Annotated in this window: 21 protein-coding genes and 1 riboswitch; of the genes, 8 read left to right on the top strand and 13 right to left on the bottom strand. The window is 60.2% G+C overall.

From position 1 onward, the window contains the following. Positions 1–88: 88 nt before the first annotated feature. From DSCA_RS20800 to DSCA_RS20770, 7 genes are all read right to left on the bottom strand, one after another. Positions 89–1,882: an AAA family ATPase gene (locus DSCA_RS20800; protein ID WP_167527884.1), complete on the bottom strand. Its 1,794-nt coding sequence runs from the start codon at positions 1,880–1,882 to the stop codon at positions 89–91. 177 nt (positions 1,883–2,059) lie between these two features. Next, the gene (locus tag DSCA_RS20795) at positions 2,060–2,896 is read right to left on the bottom strand and encodes an MBL fold metallo-hydrolase (protein WP_155318255.1); all 837 of its coding nucleotides are present in this window, start codon (positions 2,894–2,896) and stop codon (positions 2,060–2,062) included. Between the two features lie 34 nt (positions 2,897–2,930). After that, complete coding sequence (locus tag DSCA_RS20790; RefSeq protein WP_197904641.1) at positions 2,931–3,743, bottom strand: MlaA family lipoprotein; 813 nt, start codon at positions 3,741–3,743, stop codon at positions 2,931–2,933. Positions 3,744–3,817: 74 nt separating this feature from the next. Beyond that, positions 3,818–4,447 (bottom strand): MlaC/ttg2D family ABC transporter substrate-binding protein, encoded by a 630-nt coding sequence (locus DSCA_RS20785; RefSeq protein WP_155318253.1) that lies wholly within the window; start codon positions 4,445–4,447, stop codon positions 3,818–3,820. Positions 4,448–4,465: 18 nt separating this feature from the next. Further along, positions 4,466–4,918 carry an outer membrane lipid asymmetry maintenance protein MlaD gene (gene mlaD / locus DSCA_RS20780; protein WP_155318252.1) on the bottom strand — a complete coding sequence of 151 codons (453 nt, stop codon included), beginning with the start codon at positions 4,916–4,918 and terminating at the stop codon, positions 4,466–4,468. A gap of 43 nt (positions 4,919–4,961) precedes the next feature. Beyond that, positions 4,962–5,732 carry an ABC transporter ATP-binding protein gene (locus DSCA_RS20775; protein ID WP_155318251.1) on the bottom strand — a complete coding sequence of 257 codons (771 nt, stop codon included), beginning with the start codon at positions 5,730–5,732 and terminating at the stop codon, positions 4,962–4,964. Between the two features lie 7 nt (positions 5,733–5,739). Beyond that, complete coding sequence (locus DSCA_RS20770) at positions 5,740–6,543, bottom strand: MlaE family ABC transporter permease (RefSeq protein ID WP_155318250.1); 804 nt, start codon at positions 6,541–6,543, stop codon at positions 5,740–5,742. Between the two features lie 335 nt (positions 6,544–6,878). Between DSCA_RS20770 and DSCA_RS20765 the strand changes: the two genes are divergently transcribed. Together DSCA_RS20765 and DSCA_RS20760 are read left to right on the top strand one after the other, a co-directional pair. After that, the gene (locus tag DSCA_RS20765; RefSeq protein WP_155318249.1) at positions 6,879–7,622 is read left to right on the top strand and encodes a DUF6125 family protein; all 744 of its coding nucleotides are present in this window, start codon (positions 6,879–6,881) and stop codon (positions 7,620–7,622) included. Positions 7,623–7,740: 118 nt separating this feature from the next. Next, entirely contained in the window at positions 7,741–8,436 is a 696-nt protein-coding gene (locus tag DSCA_RS20760) for a GntR family transcriptional regulator (protein WP_155318248.1), read from the top strand. On the opposite strand, the gene uvsE is transcribed toward DSCA_RS20760, so the two are convergent. Then, entirely contained in the window at positions 8,437–9,339 is a 903-nt protein-coding gene (uvsE, locus tag DSCA_RS20755) for a UV DNA damage repair endonuclease UvsE (protein ID WP_155318247.1), read from the bottom strand. A gap of 207 nt (positions 9,340–9,546) precedes the next feature. Between uvsE and DSCA_RS20750 the strand changes: the two genes are divergently transcribed. The 3 genes from DSCA_RS20750 to DSCA_RS20740 all read left to right on the top strand — a co-directional run bounded on the left by DSCA_RS20750 (position 9,547) and on the right by DSCA_RS20740 (position 12,704). After that, positions 9,547–10,140, top strand: coding sequence for a stage II sporulation protein M (locus DSCA_RS20750; RefSeq protein WP_167527883.1), 594 nt, complete (start codon positions 9,547–9,549; stop codon positions 10,138–10,140). A gap of 160 nt (positions 10,141–10,300) precedes the next feature. Continuing rightward, a complete protein-coding gene (locus DSCA_RS20745; protein WP_155318245.1) occupies positions 10,301–11,149 on the top strand; it encodes an HDOD domain-containing protein in 849 nt (282 codons plus the stop codon). A gap of 48 nt (positions 11,150–11,197) precedes the next feature. Then, positions 11,198–11,301, top strand: a riboswitch (SAM riboswitch). 104 nt (positions 11,302–11,405) lie between these two features. Further along, positions 11,406–12,704 carry an O-acetylhomoserine aminocarboxypropyltransferase/cysteine synthase family protein gene (locus DSCA_RS20740; protein WP_155318244.1) on the top strand — a complete coding sequence of 433 codons (1,299 nt, stop codon included), beginning with the start codon at positions 11,406–11,408 and terminating at the stop codon, positions 12,702–12,704. Positions 12,705–12,732: 28 nt separating this feature from the next. Here the strand turns inward: DSCA_RS20740 and DSCA_RS20735 are convergent, their stop codons facing one another. The 5 genes from DSCA_RS20735 to DSCA_RS20715 form a co-directional block, all read right to left on the bottom strand. Continuing rightward, complete coding sequence (locus DSCA_RS20735; RefSeq protein WP_155318243.1) at positions 12,733–13,455, bottom strand: energy-coupling factor ABC transporter ATP-binding protein; 723 nt, start codon at positions 13,453–13,455, stop codon at positions 12,733–12,735. A 146-nt stretch (positions 13,456–13,601) separates the two neighbouring features. Beyond that, complete coding sequence (gene cbiQ, locus DSCA_RS20730; protein WP_155318242.1) at positions 13,602–14,354, bottom strand: cobalt ECF transporter T component CbiQ; 753 nt, start codon at positions 14,352–14,354, stop codon at positions 13,602–13,604. Further along, a complete protein-coding gene (locus DSCA_RS20725) occupies positions 14,351–14,962 on the bottom strand; it encodes a hypothetical protein (RefSeq protein WP_155318241.1) in 612 nt (203 codons plus the stop codon). The genes cbiQ and DSCA_RS20725 overlap by 4 nt, the downstream gene beginning before the upstream one ends. Positions 14,963–15,175: 213 nt before the next feature. Beyond that, the gene (gene cbiM / locus DSCA_RS20720) at positions 15,176–15,778 is read right to left on the bottom strand and encodes a cobalt transporter CbiM (RefSeq protein WP_155318240.1); all 603 of its coding nucleotides are present in this window, start codon (positions 15,776–15,778) and stop codon (positions 15,176–15,178) included. Between the two features lie 6 nt (positions 15,779–15,784). Beyond that, the gene (locus tag DSCA_RS20715) at positions 15,785–16,561 is read right to left on the bottom strand and encodes a DUF4198 domain-containing protein (RefSeq protein ID WP_331457115.1); all 777 of its coding nucleotides are present in this window, start codon (positions 16,559–16,561) and stop codon (positions 15,785–15,787) included. A 326-nt stretch (positions 16,562–16,887) separates the two neighbouring features. Here DSCA_RS20715 and DSCA_RS20710 point away from each other — a divergent pair, with 326 nt between their 5' ends. From DSCA_RS20710 to prmA, 3 genes are read left to right on the top strand one after another with little or no spacing between them, the layout of a single operon-like run. After that, a complete protein-coding gene (locus DSCA_RS20710; protein ID WP_155318239.1) occupies positions 16,888–18,198 on the top strand; it encodes a TIGR04283 family arsenosugar biosynthesis glycosyltransferase in 1,311 nt (436 codons plus the stop codon). Next, complete coding sequence (locus DSCA_RS20705; RefSeq protein WP_231716233.1) at positions 18,195–19,568, top strand: radical SAM protein; 1,374 nt, start codon at positions 18,195–18,197, stop codon at positions 19,566–19,568. Before DSCA_RS20710 ends, DSCA_RS20705 begins: the two co-directional genes overlap by 4 nt. Next, a complete protein-coding gene (gene prmA / locus DSCA_RS20700; protein WP_155318238.1) occupies positions 19,565–20,509 on the top strand; it encodes a 50S ribosomal protein L11 methyltransferase in 945 nt (314 codons plus the stop codon). The genes DSCA_RS20705 and prmA overlap by 4 nt, the downstream gene beginning before the upstream one ends. The last annotated feature ends 88 nt before the right edge of the window (positions 20,510–20,597 follow it).

Here is a 20,597-nt window from a genome sequence, read left to right as displayed (position 1 = left end):
ATTCCTGCTCGGCCTTTTTCAACGCATCCAAAATGGAACTCAACGGCTTGGCTCCTTGCCTCGAGCCCTTACAGGCGCGAGTTCGGCATCATCCACCGGGTGCATCCGCCAGGCGGGGAACATTCAGTGTCTGATCTTCGTTGTACAACGCAATCTTGGTCAACGGGCCAACCATTCCGTCCACTTCCAGGCCGTTGCGCGCCTGGATCGCTTCGACGGCCGCCCGCGTTACGGTGTCATAGGCGGCGTTCATCTCTTCGATGGCAAAGCCCAGGGCCTTCAGGTGCATTTTGAGGGACAGGATCACGTCCCCGGGTGAGGATATCGGAATGACGCCCGTGTAATTGAAGTAGTTTTTCCACAGCACATGGGCCACGCCATTCCACAATCCCGCCAGCGATGCAGGAGGGATGGAGAAGGTCGTGGCTCCGTCGGTCAGTCTGATTTCACCGTCTGCCAGGCCCACCACAGCCAGAAACCGGACGGCGCTGCCGTCCGGATGCGGGAATTCCATGATGGCCGGCAGGTTCAACCCCCGGATCAGATCGAGGCTGCCCTGCACCCGCAGGACTTCCATGGCATGGTTCCGTGCGGCCGTGCGGAAAAACATGTCACCGTCCAGCCCCCCCACCGGACCGTCGCCCATGGGGTGAGGGACCTTCCATTGCCTCAGGACGGCTGTCAGCGCAGCGGTTCTGGAATCAAGGGCGCCCATGGACGTTATGGCCTGTTCGAGTTCACGGGCCGGCGACGGCGATTCCGGGTCAATGGCCGCCGCCATGACATCCGGGGCTGCCGCCGCCGGTGCTTTGGCTTCGGGCGGGTCAGATCCGGGTGCCGTCGCTGGCCCGATCACGTCCTCAGCCCCTTGTTCGGCAGGCTCGGGGGGAACCGCAGGAGACGGGTCGGCCGGCGGTGTTTCAATTTTGTGATGAACGACCGGCGCAAGGGACAGTCCGCCGATCCGGCTGAACAGGGTCTGACCGGCAACGAGCCCGCCCACCAGGATCACCAGCACCACCAGCAGGCCAATGACCAGCTTTTCCCGGTAAGGGACGGGAGGACGGGATCGGCTTCTTTTACCGTCCAGCTCACGGAGGGCCCGCTTGACGATGCGGTTGGTGATGCGATGCTTGCCCAGCGTAAAGGCGGTGAGCAGGGCCCGGTCGCAGGCGATGTTGATCAGCCGGGGCACGCCGCCGGTGTAGCGGAAGATGGACCGGTAAGCGCCGGCCGTAAAGTCCAGGCCCGGTTTCCGTGAAGCGATGTGGATGCGGTGACGAATGTACTCCCGTGTTTCCGAATAACCCAGGGGAATCAGGTGGCAGCTCAAGGTAATGCGCTGGTTCAGCTGTCGAAGCGCTTCGGTGTCCAGCAGCTCCCCCAGCTCAGGCTGCCCCACCAGGATGATCTGAAGCAGCTTGCTGGTGTTGGTTTCCAGGTTGGACAACAGCCGCAACTGCTCCAGCACGTCGGCGCTCAGATTCTGGGCTTCGTCCACCAGCAGCAGAACACGCCGGCCCTGGGCTTTCTTCTCCAGCAGAAAATGATTGAGCCGGTCGATGAGGGTTTTTACCGAATCGGTATCCGAGTCGATGCCGAACTCGTCGTTAATGGCTTTGAGCAGCTGCAGGGCGTCGAGCTTGGGGTTGAAGATGTAGGCCGCCTCGGTGGTGTCGTCCAGGTTCTCGAGGAACATGCGGCAAAGGGTGGTTTTTCCCGTGCCCACCTCGCCGGTGATTTCAACGAACCCTTCGCCATACCCCACGGCGTAATTCAGGTGCGCCAGCACCTCCTCATGAATCCGGGACAGGTACAGGTAGGCCGGATTGGGCACCAGCTTGAACGGTCTCTCTTTGAATCCAAAAAAACGATTGTACATGGGTGTCTGCCAACTATCCGGAATTGAAACGTTTGCCGATTCCATCTACCTTGTCGATAAAACCGGACTGCTTGTCCTCCCCCGCCAATATGTTCTCTACGGCCAGGATGCCCAATCCGTTTCCGGCTGCGATCCGTCGGTGATGAAATTGAATGGGTACCAGGAAAAACACAAGCATCAGCCGTACAGTTCGGCGCCCACGCAGCCGAAAAAAAACCGTGCGCCCAGGCGCTCATGCATGATGGCCGCCTTTTCCTGTCCGGTGCAGTGGGAGACCCCCACCCGCTCGATACCGTATCGGTCGATGGCCTTGAGGGTTTCATCGAACTGGGCGGGCTGGGAAAACCCCAGATGGGTGCCGCCGATCACCGCATAAATGCGGTCCCGGCCGAAGGTCTGCAGCACATGGGTGATGATGTTGACCATGCCGGCATGGGCGCAGCCGAGCACCAGGATGAGCCCCTTGGGCGAATCGACCACCAGGGACAGGTCATCGGCGACCGGGTCGGGGCACACCGCGGTGCCGCCGGCCGGATGCAGTGTCATGTCGGGGTCCGGCCGTTCAAAATCGTTGGTCCTGGGAATTTCACCGGTCAGGTGGATCCCGGGGCTGATTTCAACCGGGTCCCGAATCAGATGAAACCGAGCGCCCAGTGATTCCAGGTATTCCCGGCGGTGGCGCATGCCGATATAGCGGGTGGTTTTACCGTCGGACCAGGTGCGCGCGGTGAAAATGTCCGGGTGGCCGTAAACAGGTACCGGGCCGGCCTGTCTGAGCACCTGCGGGAGCCCGCCGGTATGATCGTAATGACCGTGGCTGATGGCGATGGCCTGAATCGAGGCCAGGTTTTTACCCATGGCACGGGCGTTGCCGCAGAGCCCCATGCCCTGGCCGGTATCGAACAGCACATTGCCGGCGTCGGTTTCAATCAAGCAGGCGAACCCGTGTTCGCCGATTACGCCGGCGGGCCGGCCCACGGAATTCTCGCAAAGAATCGTCAGTCTGGTTTTCATGGGATGCTTCCCGAAAGCAGTCGGCTGCCGGCACCTACTCGGCGATCTTGCTGTCCCGGTTCTGGATGTAGGCGTTGCGAAAGGCTTCGTAGGGATCCAGGGCAGCATTTTTCAGGGCTTCGTAATCGCCGATACGAAAAGACGTGTCGTTGACGGTCCTCGTTGTGTAAACCGCTACATTGGTCGTGTCGGAGGTCAGTGCCTTTGAATCCACATTGACCAGCTTCATGAACGAAAACGGGTTCAGGGCCCAGTCGCCGAAGCTGCCCACCGTGTCACGCAGGGTCGACGGACCGAATACCGGCCAGACGATGTAAAACCCGTTGTCGACGCCATAGTGTCCCAGGGTCTGGCCCAGGTCTTCCTCGGGTGGGTTCAGGTGCGGATAATCTTTGGCCGGATTGAGGAAACCCAGCATCCCTGCGGTGCTGTTGGTCACAAACCGGCCGAACTCACCCTCGGCGGCCCGCCCTTTTCCCTGGAGCAGGCAATTGACCAGCCGCACCGGCATCAGGAGATTGAAAAAAAAATTCTTGATGCTCACCCGAACGGGTGTGGGCAGGATGACGCGGTATCCCGAAGCCACCGGCTTGAGCACCCAGAAATAAAGCTTGTCGTTGAAGCTGAACATGGCCCGGTTGAACCCGGCGATGGGGTCGGCAACCGAGTCCATCGCCTCGCCTTCATCGCCGTACAGATCCTCGCTACCCTCATCGAACGGGTCGTAAAATTCGTCGTCCGTCTCTTCGAAAGGAGGTGCGGCCGCCTGGGACGCTGACGCATCGGCCCACACCGGTCCGGCGATCAGCAGGCACGCCACCACAAGAATCATTGACCATCTGGGCATTATCTGCATGAGTTATTCGCTGTGTATGATCGTTTGTTTCGGGAAAAACCGAGGACCGCGGCGCCGAACCATGATTAGCCGTCTTCGGCCAGCTGCCTGTTTTGTTCCGCCAGCTTTTTGTTCAGCCGCTCGATGAGCTGGGCGGGTTTTTCCTTCCTGAGGATACTGGCAAACTGCGTGCGATAATTTTTGACCAGGCTGACGCCCTCGACAATCACATCATACACCTTCCACTGGCCGTCAGCGCCCCTGCGCATCCGGTAATTCACCGGAATCTCGACCGTCTCCCTGACGATCGTGGTTCTGACTTCGGCGTAGACGTCCGAATGAAAGTTCTGCCCGAGGTAGACGATCTGCTCGTTGTGGTACTCGCCCTGGATTTTATCGATGTAGGTGTTGCCCAGAAACCGGGAGAAAACATCGGTGAAGGCAACCTTTTCCGCATCGGCAAATTTTCGCCAGTTGCGCGCCACGGCCCGCCTGGAGATCTCTTCGAAATCGAACATCGGTTTGACGCTTTTCCAGATTTCGTCCCGCTGCACCAGGCGGGTGTCCGCCACCCGGTAACGGGGATCGTTGAGAATCGCAATGACGGCGTCGATGGGCGCCTTGACGACCGCCATGGGCTCCATGGATACCGCCAGTACCGGGAACACCATCAGCACGACAACCATCCATGCACCGGCTATACCTTTACCAATCATAACCGCCTCCGTGGTTCCTTAGTCTCCGGCATCACCGAAAACATATTTGCTGACCAGCTCTTCGATGTCCAGGGCCGATTCGGTTTCAATGATCAGATCCCCGGATTTGAGTATCCGGTCCGAACCGCCCGGCGTCAATTTGATGTACTTGTCTCCGATAAGCCCGGAGGTTTTGACCGATGCAATGACGTCATCGGTCAGCATCACGCCCTTTCTGACCTTCAGGCGGACTATGGCCACCTGGAGTTCATTGTCAAGACGGATATCGGCCACCTGACCGATTTCTACACCGGCCATGTCCACCTGAGCTCCGGACTTCAGGCCCGAAACCGAATCGAAGCGTGCATCGAGCGTGTAATAATCGTCACCGAACCACTCCATTTTTCCCAGCTTGACCGTGAGGTATGCCACGCTGATCATACCGATGAGAACGAACACGCCCACCGCGGTTTCAACAGACGTCTTTTTCATATTGCCTCCGCAGCCGCAACGCCATCCGATGCGGCTGTTCCTGTTAATGCTGGCTCGATGCAGCGGTCATGGTCTCCGGATCCTGGCCCCGGATAAACTGCCGGATCACCGGTTCGGTGCTGTTGCGGATCGCATCCGGGCTGCCCTGAAAGACGATCCGTCCCTGGTCCAGCATGGCGATGCGCTGGGAAATGTAGAAGACATCGGGAATCTCATGGCTGACCATGACCCCGGTAAAGCCGAAGGCCTTCTGGTATTCGGAAATCATGGCGTGGGCCGCGTTCTTGCGGACGGGATCCAGCCCCGTGGTGGGCTCGTCAAAAAGGACGATTTCCGGATCCGTCACCAGGGCCCGCGCCATGGCAACGCGCTTTTTCATGCCGCCGGAAAGCTGGGACGGGTATTTGTCTTCGATGCCCGCCAGGTCCAGCTGGGTCAGTTTGTCCCGGACACGGTTGGTTATTTCATGAAAGGGCATGCGACCCTTCTCCTTGAGGGGCAACGCCACATTTTCGTATACCGTCATGGAATCGAACAGGGCCGTTCCCTGGAACATGTAGCTGAACTTCATCCTGGCGGCCTTGCGCTGGGCCACGCCCATGGCCTTGAGCGCCTGGCCGTCGAACAGGATCTGCCCCCGGTCAGGTTCCAAAAGGCCGATGATGTGCTTGAGCAGAACACTTTTGCCGATGCCGCTCTTTCCGATGATGGCCGTTACCTCTCCCCGGTAGATGGACAGGTCCACCCCCTTGAGCACGGCATTGTCGCCAAAGCTTTTGAATACCCGGTCAAATTGAATCAACGGTACGGTCATGGTCTGCTCACAGCAAAAACGAGGTCAACACATAGTCGGCCACCAGGATCATCACGCAGGAGATGACCACCGCCGATGTGGTCGACAGGCTGACCCCCTTGGCACCGAACCCCTCCTTGCGCATGTGGGTCGTATATCCCTGAAAACAGCAGATGGTCACCACGATGGCAGCAAAACAGAAAGCCTTGACAAAGCCGCCGTTGATGTCTTCCATCAGCACGCTGGACTCCACGCGGCTGAAATAAAGTCCGGAATTGATACCCAGCAGGAGCGAGCCGGTCAGGTAGCCGCCCATGATGCCCACCACATCAAAAATGGCCGTGAGGAAGGGAAAGCTGATCAGCGCAGCCCCCAGCCGGGGACTGAACAGGAATCGGACGGGATTGATGTCCATGGTCTCCAGGGCGTCGATCTGTTCGGAAATACGCATGATACCGATCTCCGCAGCCATGGCCGACCCGGCCCGCGCCACGATCATGATGGCCGTCAGCACCGGGCCCATTTCCCGGATGAGACTCAGGGCCACCGCCGCCCCGAGCAGACCTTCCGAACCGAACTTCACCAGGGTGTAGTAGCCCTGCAGTCCCAGCACCATCCCCGTAAAGGCACCGGTCAGGCAGATGACGAACACCGACTTCATGCCGATAAAGTAGACCTGGTCGATAATTTTGTCCGCCTGGAGGGGAAAAGAAAAAAGATGCAGGAATCCCCGGAAAAAGAAGATCGCCACCCGTCCCAGTTCCTGAACGGGAGCAATGGCCATTCGGCCGAGACCGGCCAGCATGTCGGTGGTTGTGGTTGATTGGGCCATCAAAGCATTTCCGCTTCCGGATCGTCAACAGATGTGGTGTTTCAGCCAGGGCGTATCCTGAATTATTGTTAAGCTTTCCAAAATAGCTGAAATCGCAAATAATGTAAAGAAGGCAATGCGAATGGGCGGTGTGGGGCAAAAAATCGCATTCGTGCGGGGTGAAATCAAAGGGGCGCATCATGAAATGGTCGACCCGCCGGTGAACAACGGCAGGGGGTCTGTTATGGGCTTTTGTTCGTAATGCTTGACTTCAAACGGGCCTTTCCATACAGTGCCCATGGATGGCCGGCACCCCGATCAAGCATGGAAACCGTTATCGATGAAAGGAGCCTCTTATGGCAGACACCATCAGGACCACCGAGGATTTAGACCACACGCAGACCGCCCGCCTCGTTATGGACGTCATGCACCGGACCATTATCCACTACGCGCTCTGGTTCACCGAAATCCGCCACCAGATGGGCATGGACAAGGCGCTGGACGCCCTCTCCGTGGCCTCTAAAAAAAGCATCGGCATTCAGCTCAACCGGCTGTCAAAAATCCTGGGGTTCGACATGCACGACGGCGTTCCCAAACCGCTGCTGGACATGGAGAAGAAAGACCTGCTGGCGCTGCTGGACGGTGCAGCCATCAACTGGCTGGCCAATGACGGGGTATGGTTTCAGTCCGTGGAATTCACCAGCGGCATGAACGACGCCAAGCGCTGCAACGACTCCTGCTGGGCGCACTTTTCCCCTTTCGAGGCGTGGTCCATCAAACAGTTTTTAGGACTCGGCGACCATCCCGGCCTGGAAGGGCTGAAAAAGGCCCTGGGTTTTCGCGTCTATGCCCGGATTAACGTTCAGTCCTTTACCGACGACGGGCCTGACGCGTTCATTTTCCGCATGAACGAATGCCGTGTCCAGGTGGCCCGGAAAGGTAAAAATTTGCCCGACTACCCCTGCAAATCCGCCGGTCTGGTGGAATACACCTATTTTGCCAGCGCCATCGATGACCGCATTCAAACCGAATGCATCGGCTGCCCCCCGGACGAACACCCGGAGGAGTGGTATTGTGCCTGGCGCTTTTCGCTAAAATAATTGACAACCCCTCCGCTTTTATTTAATCAAATAATTGATCAAATCTTATGTTGCTGAACCCACCGGCCATCGCATGCCCACACCCGGCGATGGGACCGTTTTTCCCAGGGAGCACGATATGCCCCGTTCAAAAACAAAGCAGGCTCCCGATGCCGGACACACGCACAAGGCCTACCAGGGCATTCGGCGGATGCTCTTCCACAACGAAATCGTTCCCGGGCAGAAAATCGCCTACCGGGACCTGGCCGAACGACTGGGCATGAGCCAGACGCCGGTGATCCAGGCGTTGAAGTGGCTTGAATTCCAGGGGCTGGTTCGTCATGAACGCCACCGGGGTTACTATACCGAGCCGGTCAGCATTCAGGAAGTGGAGGAAATCTACGATTTTCGGGAACAGATCGAACTGGCACTGCTGCCGCGGACCCTGGCACGGCTGGACACCGGGGCCATCGACCGGCTGGCCGCGGCACTGGAGGCACACCTTGAGGCGTCACGGGAAATCTACCTGTATGACCGCCTGCTCAGGGACATGGACTTTCACCTGACCCTGGCCGCCCTGTCCGGCAACCGGGTGCAGCACCAGACCCTGCGTCTGCTCTTCGACCTGCTCTATCTCAAATACGGAGGAAACATCCTTTTTTCCACCTCGATGGAAAAGGCGGACACCGCTCACAAGGAATTGTTCGATCACATTCGCGACAACCACCTGGAAGGCGCAAAAAGCGTCCTCTCCCGGCATATCAAGAGCGTAAAAAAGCATGTGCTCGGCGGACTGGAACGCCTGATGAAGGAAAAGGACAAGGCCGGTTTCTGATTACGACCCCGTGGTTGCCAGTTCCGCTTTCAATCGCAGCACCGCCAGTTCCTTGGCCTTGGCTTCCACATCCACCGTCAGGTCAAGATTCCGCCATCCGTCGGGGAAATCGCCCGGCTCGATAAAATCGTGATGGGGCCGGCTCGGGCCGTTACCCCAACCGTTGAGCGGGCTGGAAAGATGAAAGAGCGGTTCCCGGTTCCAAGTGGCCATGGCCGCGCGGGTCATCTCATCCACCCCTTTTCCGTCGGGCAGGCAGCGGTGGTGGTGCAGGTCGTAGACCAGGGGAATCCCGGTTTTGGCGCACACGGGCAGCAGGTCCGTCGGCGTGTACACCCGGTCATCGTTTTCCAGGGCCAGACGGGTTTTAACCTCCCGGGAAAGCCGGTCGATCACCGACGCCAGCCGCGCCAAGGCCGCCGGCTTGTCGCCGTATGCCCCGCCACCGTGAATCGTGATAACGTCGGCGGCCACCCAACGGGCCACCTGGGCATGGTATTCCAGATCCGCCACCGACCGCTGGACCACACCGGCATTCGGCGAGGAAAGCACCAGAAACTGGTCCGGGTGAAAAGACGTCCGGATATGGTTTTTCCGGCTGAACGTCCCGCACTGCTTGAAGCGCCGGATGATCCGCTCTCCATCCGGCAGATCCTCCAGGTCGTACCCGGCGGCGGGGTGGGTCTTGACGGGAAGAATCTGGCTGTTGATCCGGAAGGCGCCGATGCCCTTGTCGGCACAGAATTCCAGGGACCGGTACAACGCATCCGCATTTTCCATGCAGATGGCGGCCAGATGGTCAGCCCGCGCGCCGTCGGAAAGCGACAGCAGATATTTGGCCGTGGTACGCCGGAATTTGATGGGTTCCTCACGAAAAATACAACAGAGGCCAAGACGGATCATGGGGTCTCCTTTGTAAGCATCAACAGATCGTTCGCGGATAAAAATAATCATTCAACCAGCAACGCCAAACCCGTGGCGACCATCGGATCGGGATCGAGGCGGGCCGTCATTATCGTCGGCGGCAGGCGCGGGAACCTGCCGGGAACGGGAGCATCGCCCAACGCTGACATGACCTGACCGGGGCACCTCGATGGGATGGCATGCCCAATGACACGATGGGAAACCAAACGATTGAAACGTCAATACGTCGCCGCCTGGTCGACCCTCCACCAGGCCCGCCTGGGGATTCTGATTGCCCTGCTCGTTTATGCCGCAGGCTGTGCGGGAGGGTGGCTTTTTGCCGACCATCTGGACTTTTTGAAGCAGGCGGCCGGCAGCCTGGCCGATAAATTCGAGGGCAAGCAGGGCGCGGATTTCATTTTTTCGCTCTTTCTCCACAACCTGGCGGCCACCTATGTCGCCATGTGCCTGGTGAGCCTGTGGGGCCTTTTTCCGATGGTCAACGCCATGGCCAACGGCCTGATACTGGGGTGGCTGATAGGGATCGCCGGCGGCCCCTCCCTTCATGATGCCGTCGCCATGCTGGTACCCCACGGCATCTTCGAATGGCCTGCCATGATGACGGCCTGGGGCGTGGGTTTCTGGCGCGGGGCAGGGTATCGATTCGACCGGCTTCCGGGAACCTACCTGCATCGCTGGAAACAGGCCAACCGGGCCTTCTTCCTCGTCGTTCTCCCTCTGCTGCTGGCAGCCGCCTTGGTGGAAGGCCGGGCACACCTTCTCGATCCGTTTCCAGGATAGCCCACCGGAAAAAAGTGCTAATGCCCGGCCAAAAAAAACCGATGATGATCAAAGAACCCGATCGTCTTCCCATCGGCCACGAACCGGCGGTTGTTCACCTTCAGGCGAATTGGCCGGTTGGGATGGGCACAGACCGACAGCGCAAAGGACCTTGAGAATTATGGACAGTCTCGCCGGCATATTGAAAAAAGTGAATCAATTGGACCCCATCCCCATGGTCATTCACAAGGTCCTCGACCTGGCCGATGACCCGGACACCTCCCTGAGCGACCTGGTGGAAGTGGTCGAGCGGGACCCTGCCATCACTGCCAACCTGCTGAAGACGGTCAATTCCGCCAGCATGGGCCTGCCGGTCAAGGTCGATTCCGTTCAGCAGTCGGTGGCCATGCTGGGTCTGCAGCAGGTCGTGGAAATGGTGCTGGCCCAGAACCTGTCCGGGAACCTGAACCGTTCCCAGAAGGGGTATGGTCTGGCCAAAGGGGACCTGTGGCGCCAGAGTGTGGCCGGGGCCATGGTCGCCCGAACGATCGCCGGGGAGCAGGAACTGATGAGCCTGCCGGCCATTTATACGGCCGCCCTGCTCAAGGATATCGGCAAGGTGGTTCTGCACGAATTCGTCGCCGACCGGCTCGACGCCATCCAGGAGTTGGTGTCCCGGAAGGGCTTGAGTTTCGTGGAGGCCGAAAACGAAGTTCTCGGCATGGACCACACCACCCTGGGCGGCATCATCGCCAAACAGTGGCAATTCAGCCCGCACATGATCTACATGATCGAAAACCACCACCTGACCAACCCCGCATCGTGGAACGATCCGGCCACGGCCACCCTCTACCTGGCCGACACAGTGGCCATGATGGTGGATACGGGCATCGGCGTGGACCGTCTGGCCTACCATGTGGTTCAGGATGTCTTCAATGATTTCTTTCCCGATAAACAGCAGATCAAAAGCCTGATGATCGCTTACAAAGGCTTCCAGCGTAAAATTCAGGGGTTCATGGAAACCGACTGACCCCTTCCCCTTGACAATCCGTCTTGTCCCATTAGCTTCTGTTCCGAACCATCATGAAGAGAGGCGGTAGGGACCTGGCCCTCGGACCGCCCGGCAACCTGCAACAACGTGACTCAAGGTGCCAAATCCAGCCCGAACGGGAAACATGCGGCCCCATCGACGGGGCAAACCGCTTACCGCTGCCTTTCCCCAAGGAAGCGGTTTTTTTGTATACCAGCGCAAACAGCCCGGCCGGGCGTGAACAGGAGAGACGATAATGACGGATTTCATCAGAGGTTTTGCAACCCAGGCCATCCATGCCGGCCACACGCCGGACGCCACCACCCACTCCCGGGCGGTGCCGTTGTACCAGACCTCCTCGTTTACCTTTGACAGCACGCAGCACGCCGCCGATCTTTTCGGCCTTCGCCAGTTCGGCAACATCTATACCCGCATCATGAATCCCACCACCGAAGTGCTGGAAAAACGGATGGCCGAACTGGAAGGCGGGGTGGGCGCCCTGGCGGTGGCGTCCGGTCAGGCGGCGGAGTCACTCACCCTTCTGACCCTGGCCCGTGCCGGTGATGAAATCGTGGCCTCGGCCGAACTTTATGGCGGAACGGTGAGCCTGTTTTCCCACACCCTCAAACGGCTGGGTATCTCCGTGCGCTTCGTTTCCCCCCATGACATGCACGCCTGGGAAGAAGCCGTCACCCCCCGGACCAAGGCCTTTTTTGTGGAAACCATCGGCAACCCCAAACTGGACATCATCGACATTGACGCCATTGCCGCTATCGGAAAGCGCCACGGGATCCCCCTGGTGGTGGACAACACGGTCACCACGCCCTACCTCACCCGGCCCTTCGACCATGGGGCGGCCATCGTGATCCACTCGGCCACCAAGTTCATCGGCGGGCACGGCACCTCCATCGGGGGCATCATCGTTGACGGGGGCACGTTCGACTGGGCCGCTTCCGGCCGTTTTCCCGAATTTGTCGATCCGGAACCCGCCTATCACGGGCTGAAGTTCGTGGAGACCTTCGGCAACCTGGCCTTTATCCTGCGGGCACGGGTGCTGGGCCTGCGGGACATGGGCGCCGCCATGAGCCCGTTTAACGCCTGGATGTTCCTCCAGGGGCTGGAAACCCTGCACCTGAGAATGCAGCGCCATTCGGAAAACGGATTGGCCGTGGCCCGCTTTCTGGAAACGCACGACTGCGTCTCCTGGGTACGATATCCCGGCCTGGAATCGTCACCGACCCACAACCTGGTGGACAAATACCTGCCCAAGGGGCAGGGGGCGCTGGTGGGGTTCGGCATCAGGGGGGGGCAGGCGTCGGCCGTGAAGTTCATCGAGAGCCTGCAGCTGTTCAGCCACCTGGCCAACATCGGCGACGCCAAAAGCCTGGTCATTCACCCGGCGTCCACGACACACGAACAACTCGGCGAAACCGAGCAGCTGGCCGCCGGCGTCACCCCGGATTTCATCCGCCTGAGCGTCGGCATCGAGGATCTACAGGATATTGTGGACGATCTGGACAACGCCCTGGCCGCCGGGGTGGCCTGCCGGGAGTAGGTGCCGAGCCGAAGGCCGGCAGGGCGGTTCATACATGCCGATGGGGCTGTTTGCCCATCAGATGGGCGTGCTGGTGGGTGTGAACGTGCAATTCCTGATCAAACCGGATGCGGCCGCCTTCCATGGTGTAGATGTGGCGCGCGGTCTGGGACAGAAAGTCGAACTCATGGGAAATGAGAACAAAGGAAAGGTCCAGCGTGTTGAGGATCTCGATGAGCGTGTCCTTGGTCGCTGAATCCAATCCGGTGGAGGGTTCGTCCAGCAGCAGCACCTCCGGTTCCATGGCCAGCACCGTGGCCAGGGAAACCAATCGTTTCTCCCCGCCGGACAGCTTGAAGGTGACCCGATCCTCAAATCCGCCCAGCCCCAGAAAATCAAGGGTCTTTCTGGCTACTGCCACGGCTTCGTCCCGGGACTTTCCCAGGTTCAGCGGTCCGAAGGCCACGTCCTCCAGGACGGTGGGGGAGAACAGCTGGTCGTCGGCGTCCTGAAACAACAATCCCATGCGCCGACGCACCTCGACGAAATCCGCCTCGACCGTTCGGACCCCGCCAAACGCCTCGACGGTTCCGGAAAGCGGTTTGAGCAACCCCATGATGATGTGAAACAAGGTGGTCTTGCCGCTGCCGTTGGGGGCCACCAGGCCGATGCGGTCGCCGGCATGCAGGTGAAAATCAAGATGGTCCAGGATGAGCGGCCCACCGGGGTATCCGTAGCAGATCTGGTTCAGGTTGAAAATTACGGAACTCATCGATGGGGGCCTTCAAGCGTATTCATAACCAATAGGGTGCACGGCGATCAGGAATCGGTGGCTGTGTATCACGGGCATGCAGGCGGCATCAACTCAATTCGACCCCGAAGGGATCGATTGTCGCGTTGCCCCCGGGATCGCGCCGCTCAGACCAGCCACTCCAGGCTGACCAGCAGTGCCAGCGCAATGATCATGCAAAGGGAAAACACATGGTTTCGGGGATGGTGCGGAAACGCGCGCAGGCTGAAAAAGCGTCCGTTGAATCCCCTGCAGATCATGGCGCTGTGCACCCGCCGGGCCCGTTCCGAGGCCCGGACAAAAAGCATGCCGACCAGATAGGCATAGGTCCGGTAGCTGTGCAGGTTGGTTTTGGGACGGAAGTTGCGGATCTTCATGGCCCGCACCAGTCGCTGGTATTCCTGCTCGATGACGAACAGGTAGCGGTAGGTGATCAGCAGCAGGTGGACCATCTTGTCCGGAAGCCGCAGCCGGTTGAGGGTGTGGCCGAGGGTGTCCACGGTCATGGTGGCCAGCAGCGCCATGAAGGCCACCATCAGGGAGACCGTTTTCACGCTGATCCGGGCACACAGCATGACCCCGGGACGGGTAATGGTCACCGGCCCCAGCACCAGCAGCGCGTCCCCTTCATAGGACCAGGGGAGCACGGCCCAGAGCAGCAGCAGAAAGATCAGCGGTGCCACCAGGCGAAGCAGGACCGCCCCGACATCCAGGCGCGCCGACAACACCATGAGCAGCGACAGGGCCAGAGCGGTGAAGAGCGCCGTAAACTCGTAGGAAACGGCGACCACGACGGCAAAGGCGACGGCCCCGATCACCCGGCGCCGGGGGTCGATGGCGTGCATCCATGAACGGCCCTCGCAAAAAGATGCGCTGATCATGGACGTGGCGTCTCCTTGCGATAACGGAGGTAGGCGCCCAGCCCCACCAGCCCCATGATGTAGCCGAAACCGCCGAAGATGTCCGTCAGGCGGGGCCCCCGGTCCTGCATCGCCGCCAGCATCCGGGTCAGAGGCTGTATTTTTTGTTCCAGCTGACGGGCCACGATGGCCTCCACCTCCCGGGCGGTCAGGCCATTACCGGCCGGGAGGGCCTCCGGACGCCTTTCCGCAACCGGCGCCCCTTGCGCCGCCGGTGCCGCCCTCGCCGGGCCGGGCGCGGCCCCGCCCAGCTCGGCGGCGCTCAGCCGCCACGAATTCCGGTGCCCCATGCCCGCTGTTAAGACGATGTTCAAGTCGGTGATGGCCGGCGCCCGGAAAGAAAATTCGCCGTTGTCGCCGGTTCGGCCCTCGAGCAGGCGGGACCCCGCGCTGTCAAACACCTCAACCTTGCCGTTTTTGACCCTTTTTCCCCCGCTGAACTTGCTTTCCGTGTATACGGTATCTCCTTCGGCCCAGGCAAAAATGGTCACCTTGTGGGCATCGGCCGCCCCGACGCCAAGGAAGCTGAAAACCAACACCAGGGCAAGCGTTTTAATCCGACAGATCATTCTCTCTTCCTGATTTTCATAAGGTTGCAAACCACGCGGCCATTGAAAAATGGTTGATTTTAGTCATTTGTCATGGCTCTTAAAGCACGATGAGACCGAATCGGCCGCGTTTCAAACGGTTTCGTAAAAAGCCCGAGATCAAGGCGTACTAAAGGTACGCCGCGGTGACGAGGGATGATGCGTAACGCCGATATCACCTGTTTTAAGGGACCGTCAATCATATCCGGGCAGCATCTCCGGCTTGACCTTCTTCAGAAAAGCCACGCAGAAAACCGTAATCAGGCCCTCTATGATCATCACCGGCAGGTGGGCGGTGACCACCAGGCTGGCCACCTCCAGAAAACTGCCTTCGGTGAACATCAGGCTCAATCCGGCCAGAACGGCCCCCAAAAAAACGGATCCGGCACCGCAGGCAAATGCCGCCGGAACGGCGATGCGCTGTTTTTTATGAACCAGCGAACCGAACAGATAATAGCAGATCAGCGCCGGCAGGGCCATGATCACCGTGTTGACCCCCAATGTGGTAATGCCCCCGTATTGAAACAGCATGGCCTGGAGCAACAGGGCCGTCAGGATGGCCGGAAATGCCGCCCACCCCAGCAGCAGCCCCACAATGCCGTTTAAAATCAGGTGGACGCTGGACGGCCCCACCGGCACATGAATCAGCGAGGCCACGAAAAAGGCAGCTGAAAGCATGCCGGCCTGCGCCACCCGGTCCAATTCGAGCTTTTTCAGACCGATCGCCGTTCCGGTCAGGGCCACGGCGGCCCCGGCAAGGAGCACCGGCCCGCTCATCACCCCTTCTGAAATGTGCATGATCCCTTATTTCCAGTCGTGAAAGTAAACCCAGATCACAGCACCCATCTCAACCGCTTTGTCTTCGCCGTCATGCCTGACGGTGGCGTCCGCAGTGTTCAGGGCGGCAAACCCCCACCATCCCGAAAAGGGCGTTGCGTAGGTGAAAACCCCCTGGCCGTCGGCCTTGATGGTCTGGGTCACCATATAGTCCGTGGGCGCATGGGCGCTTCCGTCCCGGTTGTAATGCTCCACTTCCACCTCGGCGTAGGGAATGGCCCGGCCGTCCATTTTAACGATACCCTGGAACACGTTGCCCGCATATAGACCGTAGGGTTTGGCAAGCGGCACGATCTCGGTCTTCAAACCCAGTTCCGCATCCCATCCCTCGTCATCGCCGAAAGCGGTGACCACGGTTTTGGTGATGTGGATGATAAAACAGTCTTCGGCCGGCTCCCAGTAGGGCTGGGGCTCCATGTGGAACATATATACACCGGGCCGCTGAATGGGATAATCGACGGTCCAGGCCCTATGGTCCATGACCTTGGCCGGTTTCAGACGGCCCAGCAAATCCTGATTGATGCCGTTGGCCGACACCGCAAACACCCTGGGTTTTTCCAGCTCCATGCCGACCCCCTCCATGGGATGGGAAAAGGAGAGAACCACACGCACGCTGCGGCTGTCATCCTGCATCACCATGGTGTCGGATGGAATCACCATTCCGAAATGGGCCAGGGCCGTTGTCCCGAGTATCGCGAATACCGATAAAAAAGCAAGGCTTGCCATCCAATGTCGAACGCGCATCTGTCCTCCTTCTAATTGACAGCGGGTAAAAAAAATAAAAACCACGAGCGCATCTGTCCTTCGGGGACAGCACCTTCGTGGCTGTATATGGAAACGTCTTTTTTTGGTCGCAGGATCAAACGGCAGACTTCGGTCTGTCGGTTGTGTAACGTTCTTTATCCCAAGGGCATCAGCGGCGTCAACGCTTTTTTGAGTCTATGATTACACTGGAGAACCACCGCGATTTTTTCCAAATGTACTTTAACGGCGCGATGTGGTAAAGGAGACGCCTCGGTGAACTGCGGCAACCGTCGCCATACCGATAGCTCAGGACAGCCACAGACCCCATGAATCGACCCCGTCTGATCGTATTTGGTCGCTACCCCCGGCCCGGAAAAACCAAAACCCGCCTGATCCCCGCACTGGGACCTGCGGGTGCCGCCTCGCTTCAGCGCCGGCTGACCGAAGGCATCATCGACGACGCGCGCCGCTGTGCCGGCCTTACCGGCGCCCAAATCATTTTCTGCCACGACGGCGGGGACCGGCAAAAAATCCAGAGATGGCTGGATGACGGGAATATCGCCCCGGTGCCACAGGTGACCGGCGGCCTGGGGCACCGCATGTTGACAGCCATCAACAGCGCCTTTGATCAGGGGGCCAGCCGGGTGGTGCTCGTCGGCACGGACATCCCCGGCCTCACGTCCGAAATCATGTGCGAGGCACTTGATCGACTGAAGGAACACGATCTGGTGCTGGGCCCCAGCACTGACGGCGGCTACTGGCTGATCGGAATGTCGTCGCCGGTCAACCTCTTCGACGGCATCGTGTGGAGCGGACCGGATGTGCTGGCAGACACCCTGGCCCTGGCCGGTCGTAAGCGGATGAAGCCCTGTCTGCTGGCCCCGCTCAGGGATCTGGACACCCCCGACGATCTTGACCGGGAGGTGGGCCGGCAAAGCCCCCCCTCTCCCTATCTGTCGGTGATCATACCGACGTTGAACGAGGACCGCCACATCGCCCGGACCATCCGTGCCGCCGCATCGCCCGATGCACAAATCATCGTTTCCGATGGGGGCAGTACGGACCGCACCGTGGCGATTGCCCGGGCCCACGGCGCCCGGATCGTCACCGGGCAACGGGGGCGGGCCGGCCAGCAGAACCGGGGGGCCGCCGCCGCAGGAGGAGAGGTGCTGCTTTTTCTCCACGCGGACACCCGGATGCCGCTCCACTATGAAGATCATATTTTCGACACCCTGATGGACCGGCGCACCGTACTGGGCGCATTTCGCTTTGCCACGGATCTCCATACACCGGCCATGCGAACGATTGCCTTTTTCACCAACCTGCGCGCCGGCCGACTCAAGCTGCCCTACGGCGACCAGGGGCTGTTCATGCGCCGGGCCGATTTTAACCGCTTCGGCGGGTTCCCGGAAACTGCGATTGCCGAAGATCTCTACCTGGTCCGTAAAATGGCCCGCAACGGACGCATCGCCCTGGCACCGGCAGCAGCGGTCACCTCCGGCAGACGCTGGCAGCGCCTGGGGCCGGTGCGGACCACGCTGGTCAACACCATTATCGCCGTCGGCTGCCTGGCCGGGGTGCCGCCGGAGCGACTGGCGCCGCTTTATCGGCTGCCGGCACAGAGCATCAAACCATGAAAAGACACAACCCCCTCAAGAATAAAAGAAAACGGCCCTCCCGTCAGCCGCCCCGGTGGCTCACCGCCGTGGTGGCCAATGAAAATGGAGACATTTTTGACCTGGAAGGCTTTGCCGCTGTGGGGGCCGACGGTCCGGAACGGTCCGTCATGGCCGCCGGGGACACCATCGAAATGCCCCATGGCAGCGAACTGATGTTCCTGCCGGACCGCAGGCCGGTGGTCATGGACCTGGAGACCGGGCAGGTGCAGGCCCTCGACCGGAACCCGTATGCGCCCCGGGAGCGCATCTTTCCCGTGGCGGTCTTCAACTCTCCCGGCGTGGTGCTGACCCGCACCTGCGCCTATGAAGAACGCGACGGGGCCGAAATCCTGCCCCTGTTCGCATACGGTGCGGTGGGCTGGCACCGGCACGGATTCCGATCGGCGGCCCTGGTGGTTGACACCGAACCCCGCCAGGACCTGCGCCGCATGCCCCGGGAGCGGATCGTTTCCGGCGTGGCCCACATGCGCTCACAATTGCCGGACAACCGCCTGGCCCGCCACCTGGAGCACTGCGCCCTGACCTACGGCTGCCCGGCCGGCAAAAACTTTTTTCTGGGCCGGTACGAGGCGCCCCTTCCCACCTCGCGCGCCTGCAATGCCCGCTGCCTGGGCTGCATCTCCCTTCAGCGGGATGGGCGCCTGACCAGCAGCCAGAACCGCATCGCCTTCACCCCGTCGGCCGAAGAGATCGCCGGCGTGGCCCTGGCGCACATCCAGCGGGTCAAAAACAGTGTGGTCAGCTTTGGCCAGGGCTGCGAAGGTGACCCGCTCATGGCGGCCCGGGCCATCACCCCGGCCGTCCGCCTGATCCGTGAACAGACCACCGAGGGCACCATCAACATGAACACCAACGCCAGCCTTCCCCATGTCCTGGGACCGCTTCTGGATGCTGGACTGGACAGCATCCGCGTAAGCATGAACTCGGTTCGCGAGGCCTGTTACCATGCCTATTTCCGGCCCAGGGGATATCGGTTTTCCCAGGTGCTGGAAAGCATCGACCTGGCCATCGCCAAGGGCAGGCACGTGGCCATCAACTACCTGAACTGTCCGGGCTTCACCGACAGCCCCGAAGAGGCGGCGGCCCTGTCGGTCTTTCTGGAAAAGCATCCGGTTCACCTGATCCAGTGGCGCAACCTCAACTTCGATCCCCGGCACTACCTGCGCACGATGAACCGGGTCGTGCCCCTCGGACCGCCCGTGGGCATGGCGCACCTGCTGCAAATGATCCGCAAACGCTTTCCCGAACTGCGGTTCGGCTACTACAACCCGCCCAAAGAGCGCTTCCAGGCAAGCCTGGGTACCGCCAACAAGAGAATCTCGCCATGAAATGGATTGCGGCAAAAGTGACCTTCGACAGTCCGGACCGGATGCTGGCGACGGATCTGATCGCCGATGTCTTCTACACCCTTAACCTCAAAGGCGTGGTGGTGGACGACCCGGACATGGATCCCGAACAGGACTGGGGCGAAGATGCCCTTCGCCCGCCGGAAACTCCCGCCGTCACCGGTTATTTTGCCGACAGCCCGGACGCCGCGGAAAGCTGCAGGGTTCTCGAAAGGGCGCTGGGACGCCTTGAACGCACCGCCGGCATCACCGCCCGGGTGGAATACACCCGCATCGACGAGCAGGATTGGGCCGAGGCCTGGAAGGAATATTTCTGGCCGGAGAAAATCACGGCGACCATCGTGGTCAAACCCTCCTGGCGGGAATACGCGGCCGAACCGGGGGACCTTATCCTGGAAATCGACCCGGGCATGGCCTTCGGGACCGGCACCCACCCGACCACGGCCCTGTGCATCCGCATGATCCAGTCCCACTTAAAACCCGGCGACGCCTTTCTGGATGTGGGCACCGGATCAGGCATCCTGATGATCGCCGCGGCCAAACTGGGCGCCGGCAAGGTCTGCGGTGTGGACAACGACGAGGTGGCCGTCACCGTGGCCGGAAAGAACCTGGCGGCCAACCACATCCCCCACTTCAGCCTTTCCGCCGGAAACCTCGTGGATGGCCAGGATCAGCGCTTCGATCTGGTGACCGCCAACATCCTGGCCGAGGTGATCCTCGAATTGCTGCCGGACGTGGCCGCCGTCCTGAGCCCACAAGGCCGGTTCATCTGTTCCGGTATCATCACGGCCAAAAAGGAGACCGTGCTGTCAGGATTGCATGAGAGGGGGTTTGAAGAAATCGAGGTGCTGGAAAAAGAGGGCTGGGTGGCCATCGCCGCCCGCCAAACGGATGACTGCCGACAGCGGTCGGCGGACGGATAACCACTGGCGGCAGGAGGCCGCGGCCCGATCACCGGATCACCCCTGCCATCCCTGCTTTTTTTTTGACAACCCGGATTTCGCCGGGATA

The organism is Desulfosarcina alkanivorans (assembly GCF_009688945.1).
Taxonomy (GTDB): Bacteria; Desulfobacterota; Desulfobacteria; order Desulfobacterales; family Desulfosarcinaceae; genus Desulfosarcina; species Desulfosarcina alkanivorans.
The sequence above is the reverse complement of the archived record's forward strand: the minus strand, read 5'-3'. Positions and strand labels throughout refer to the sequence as shown.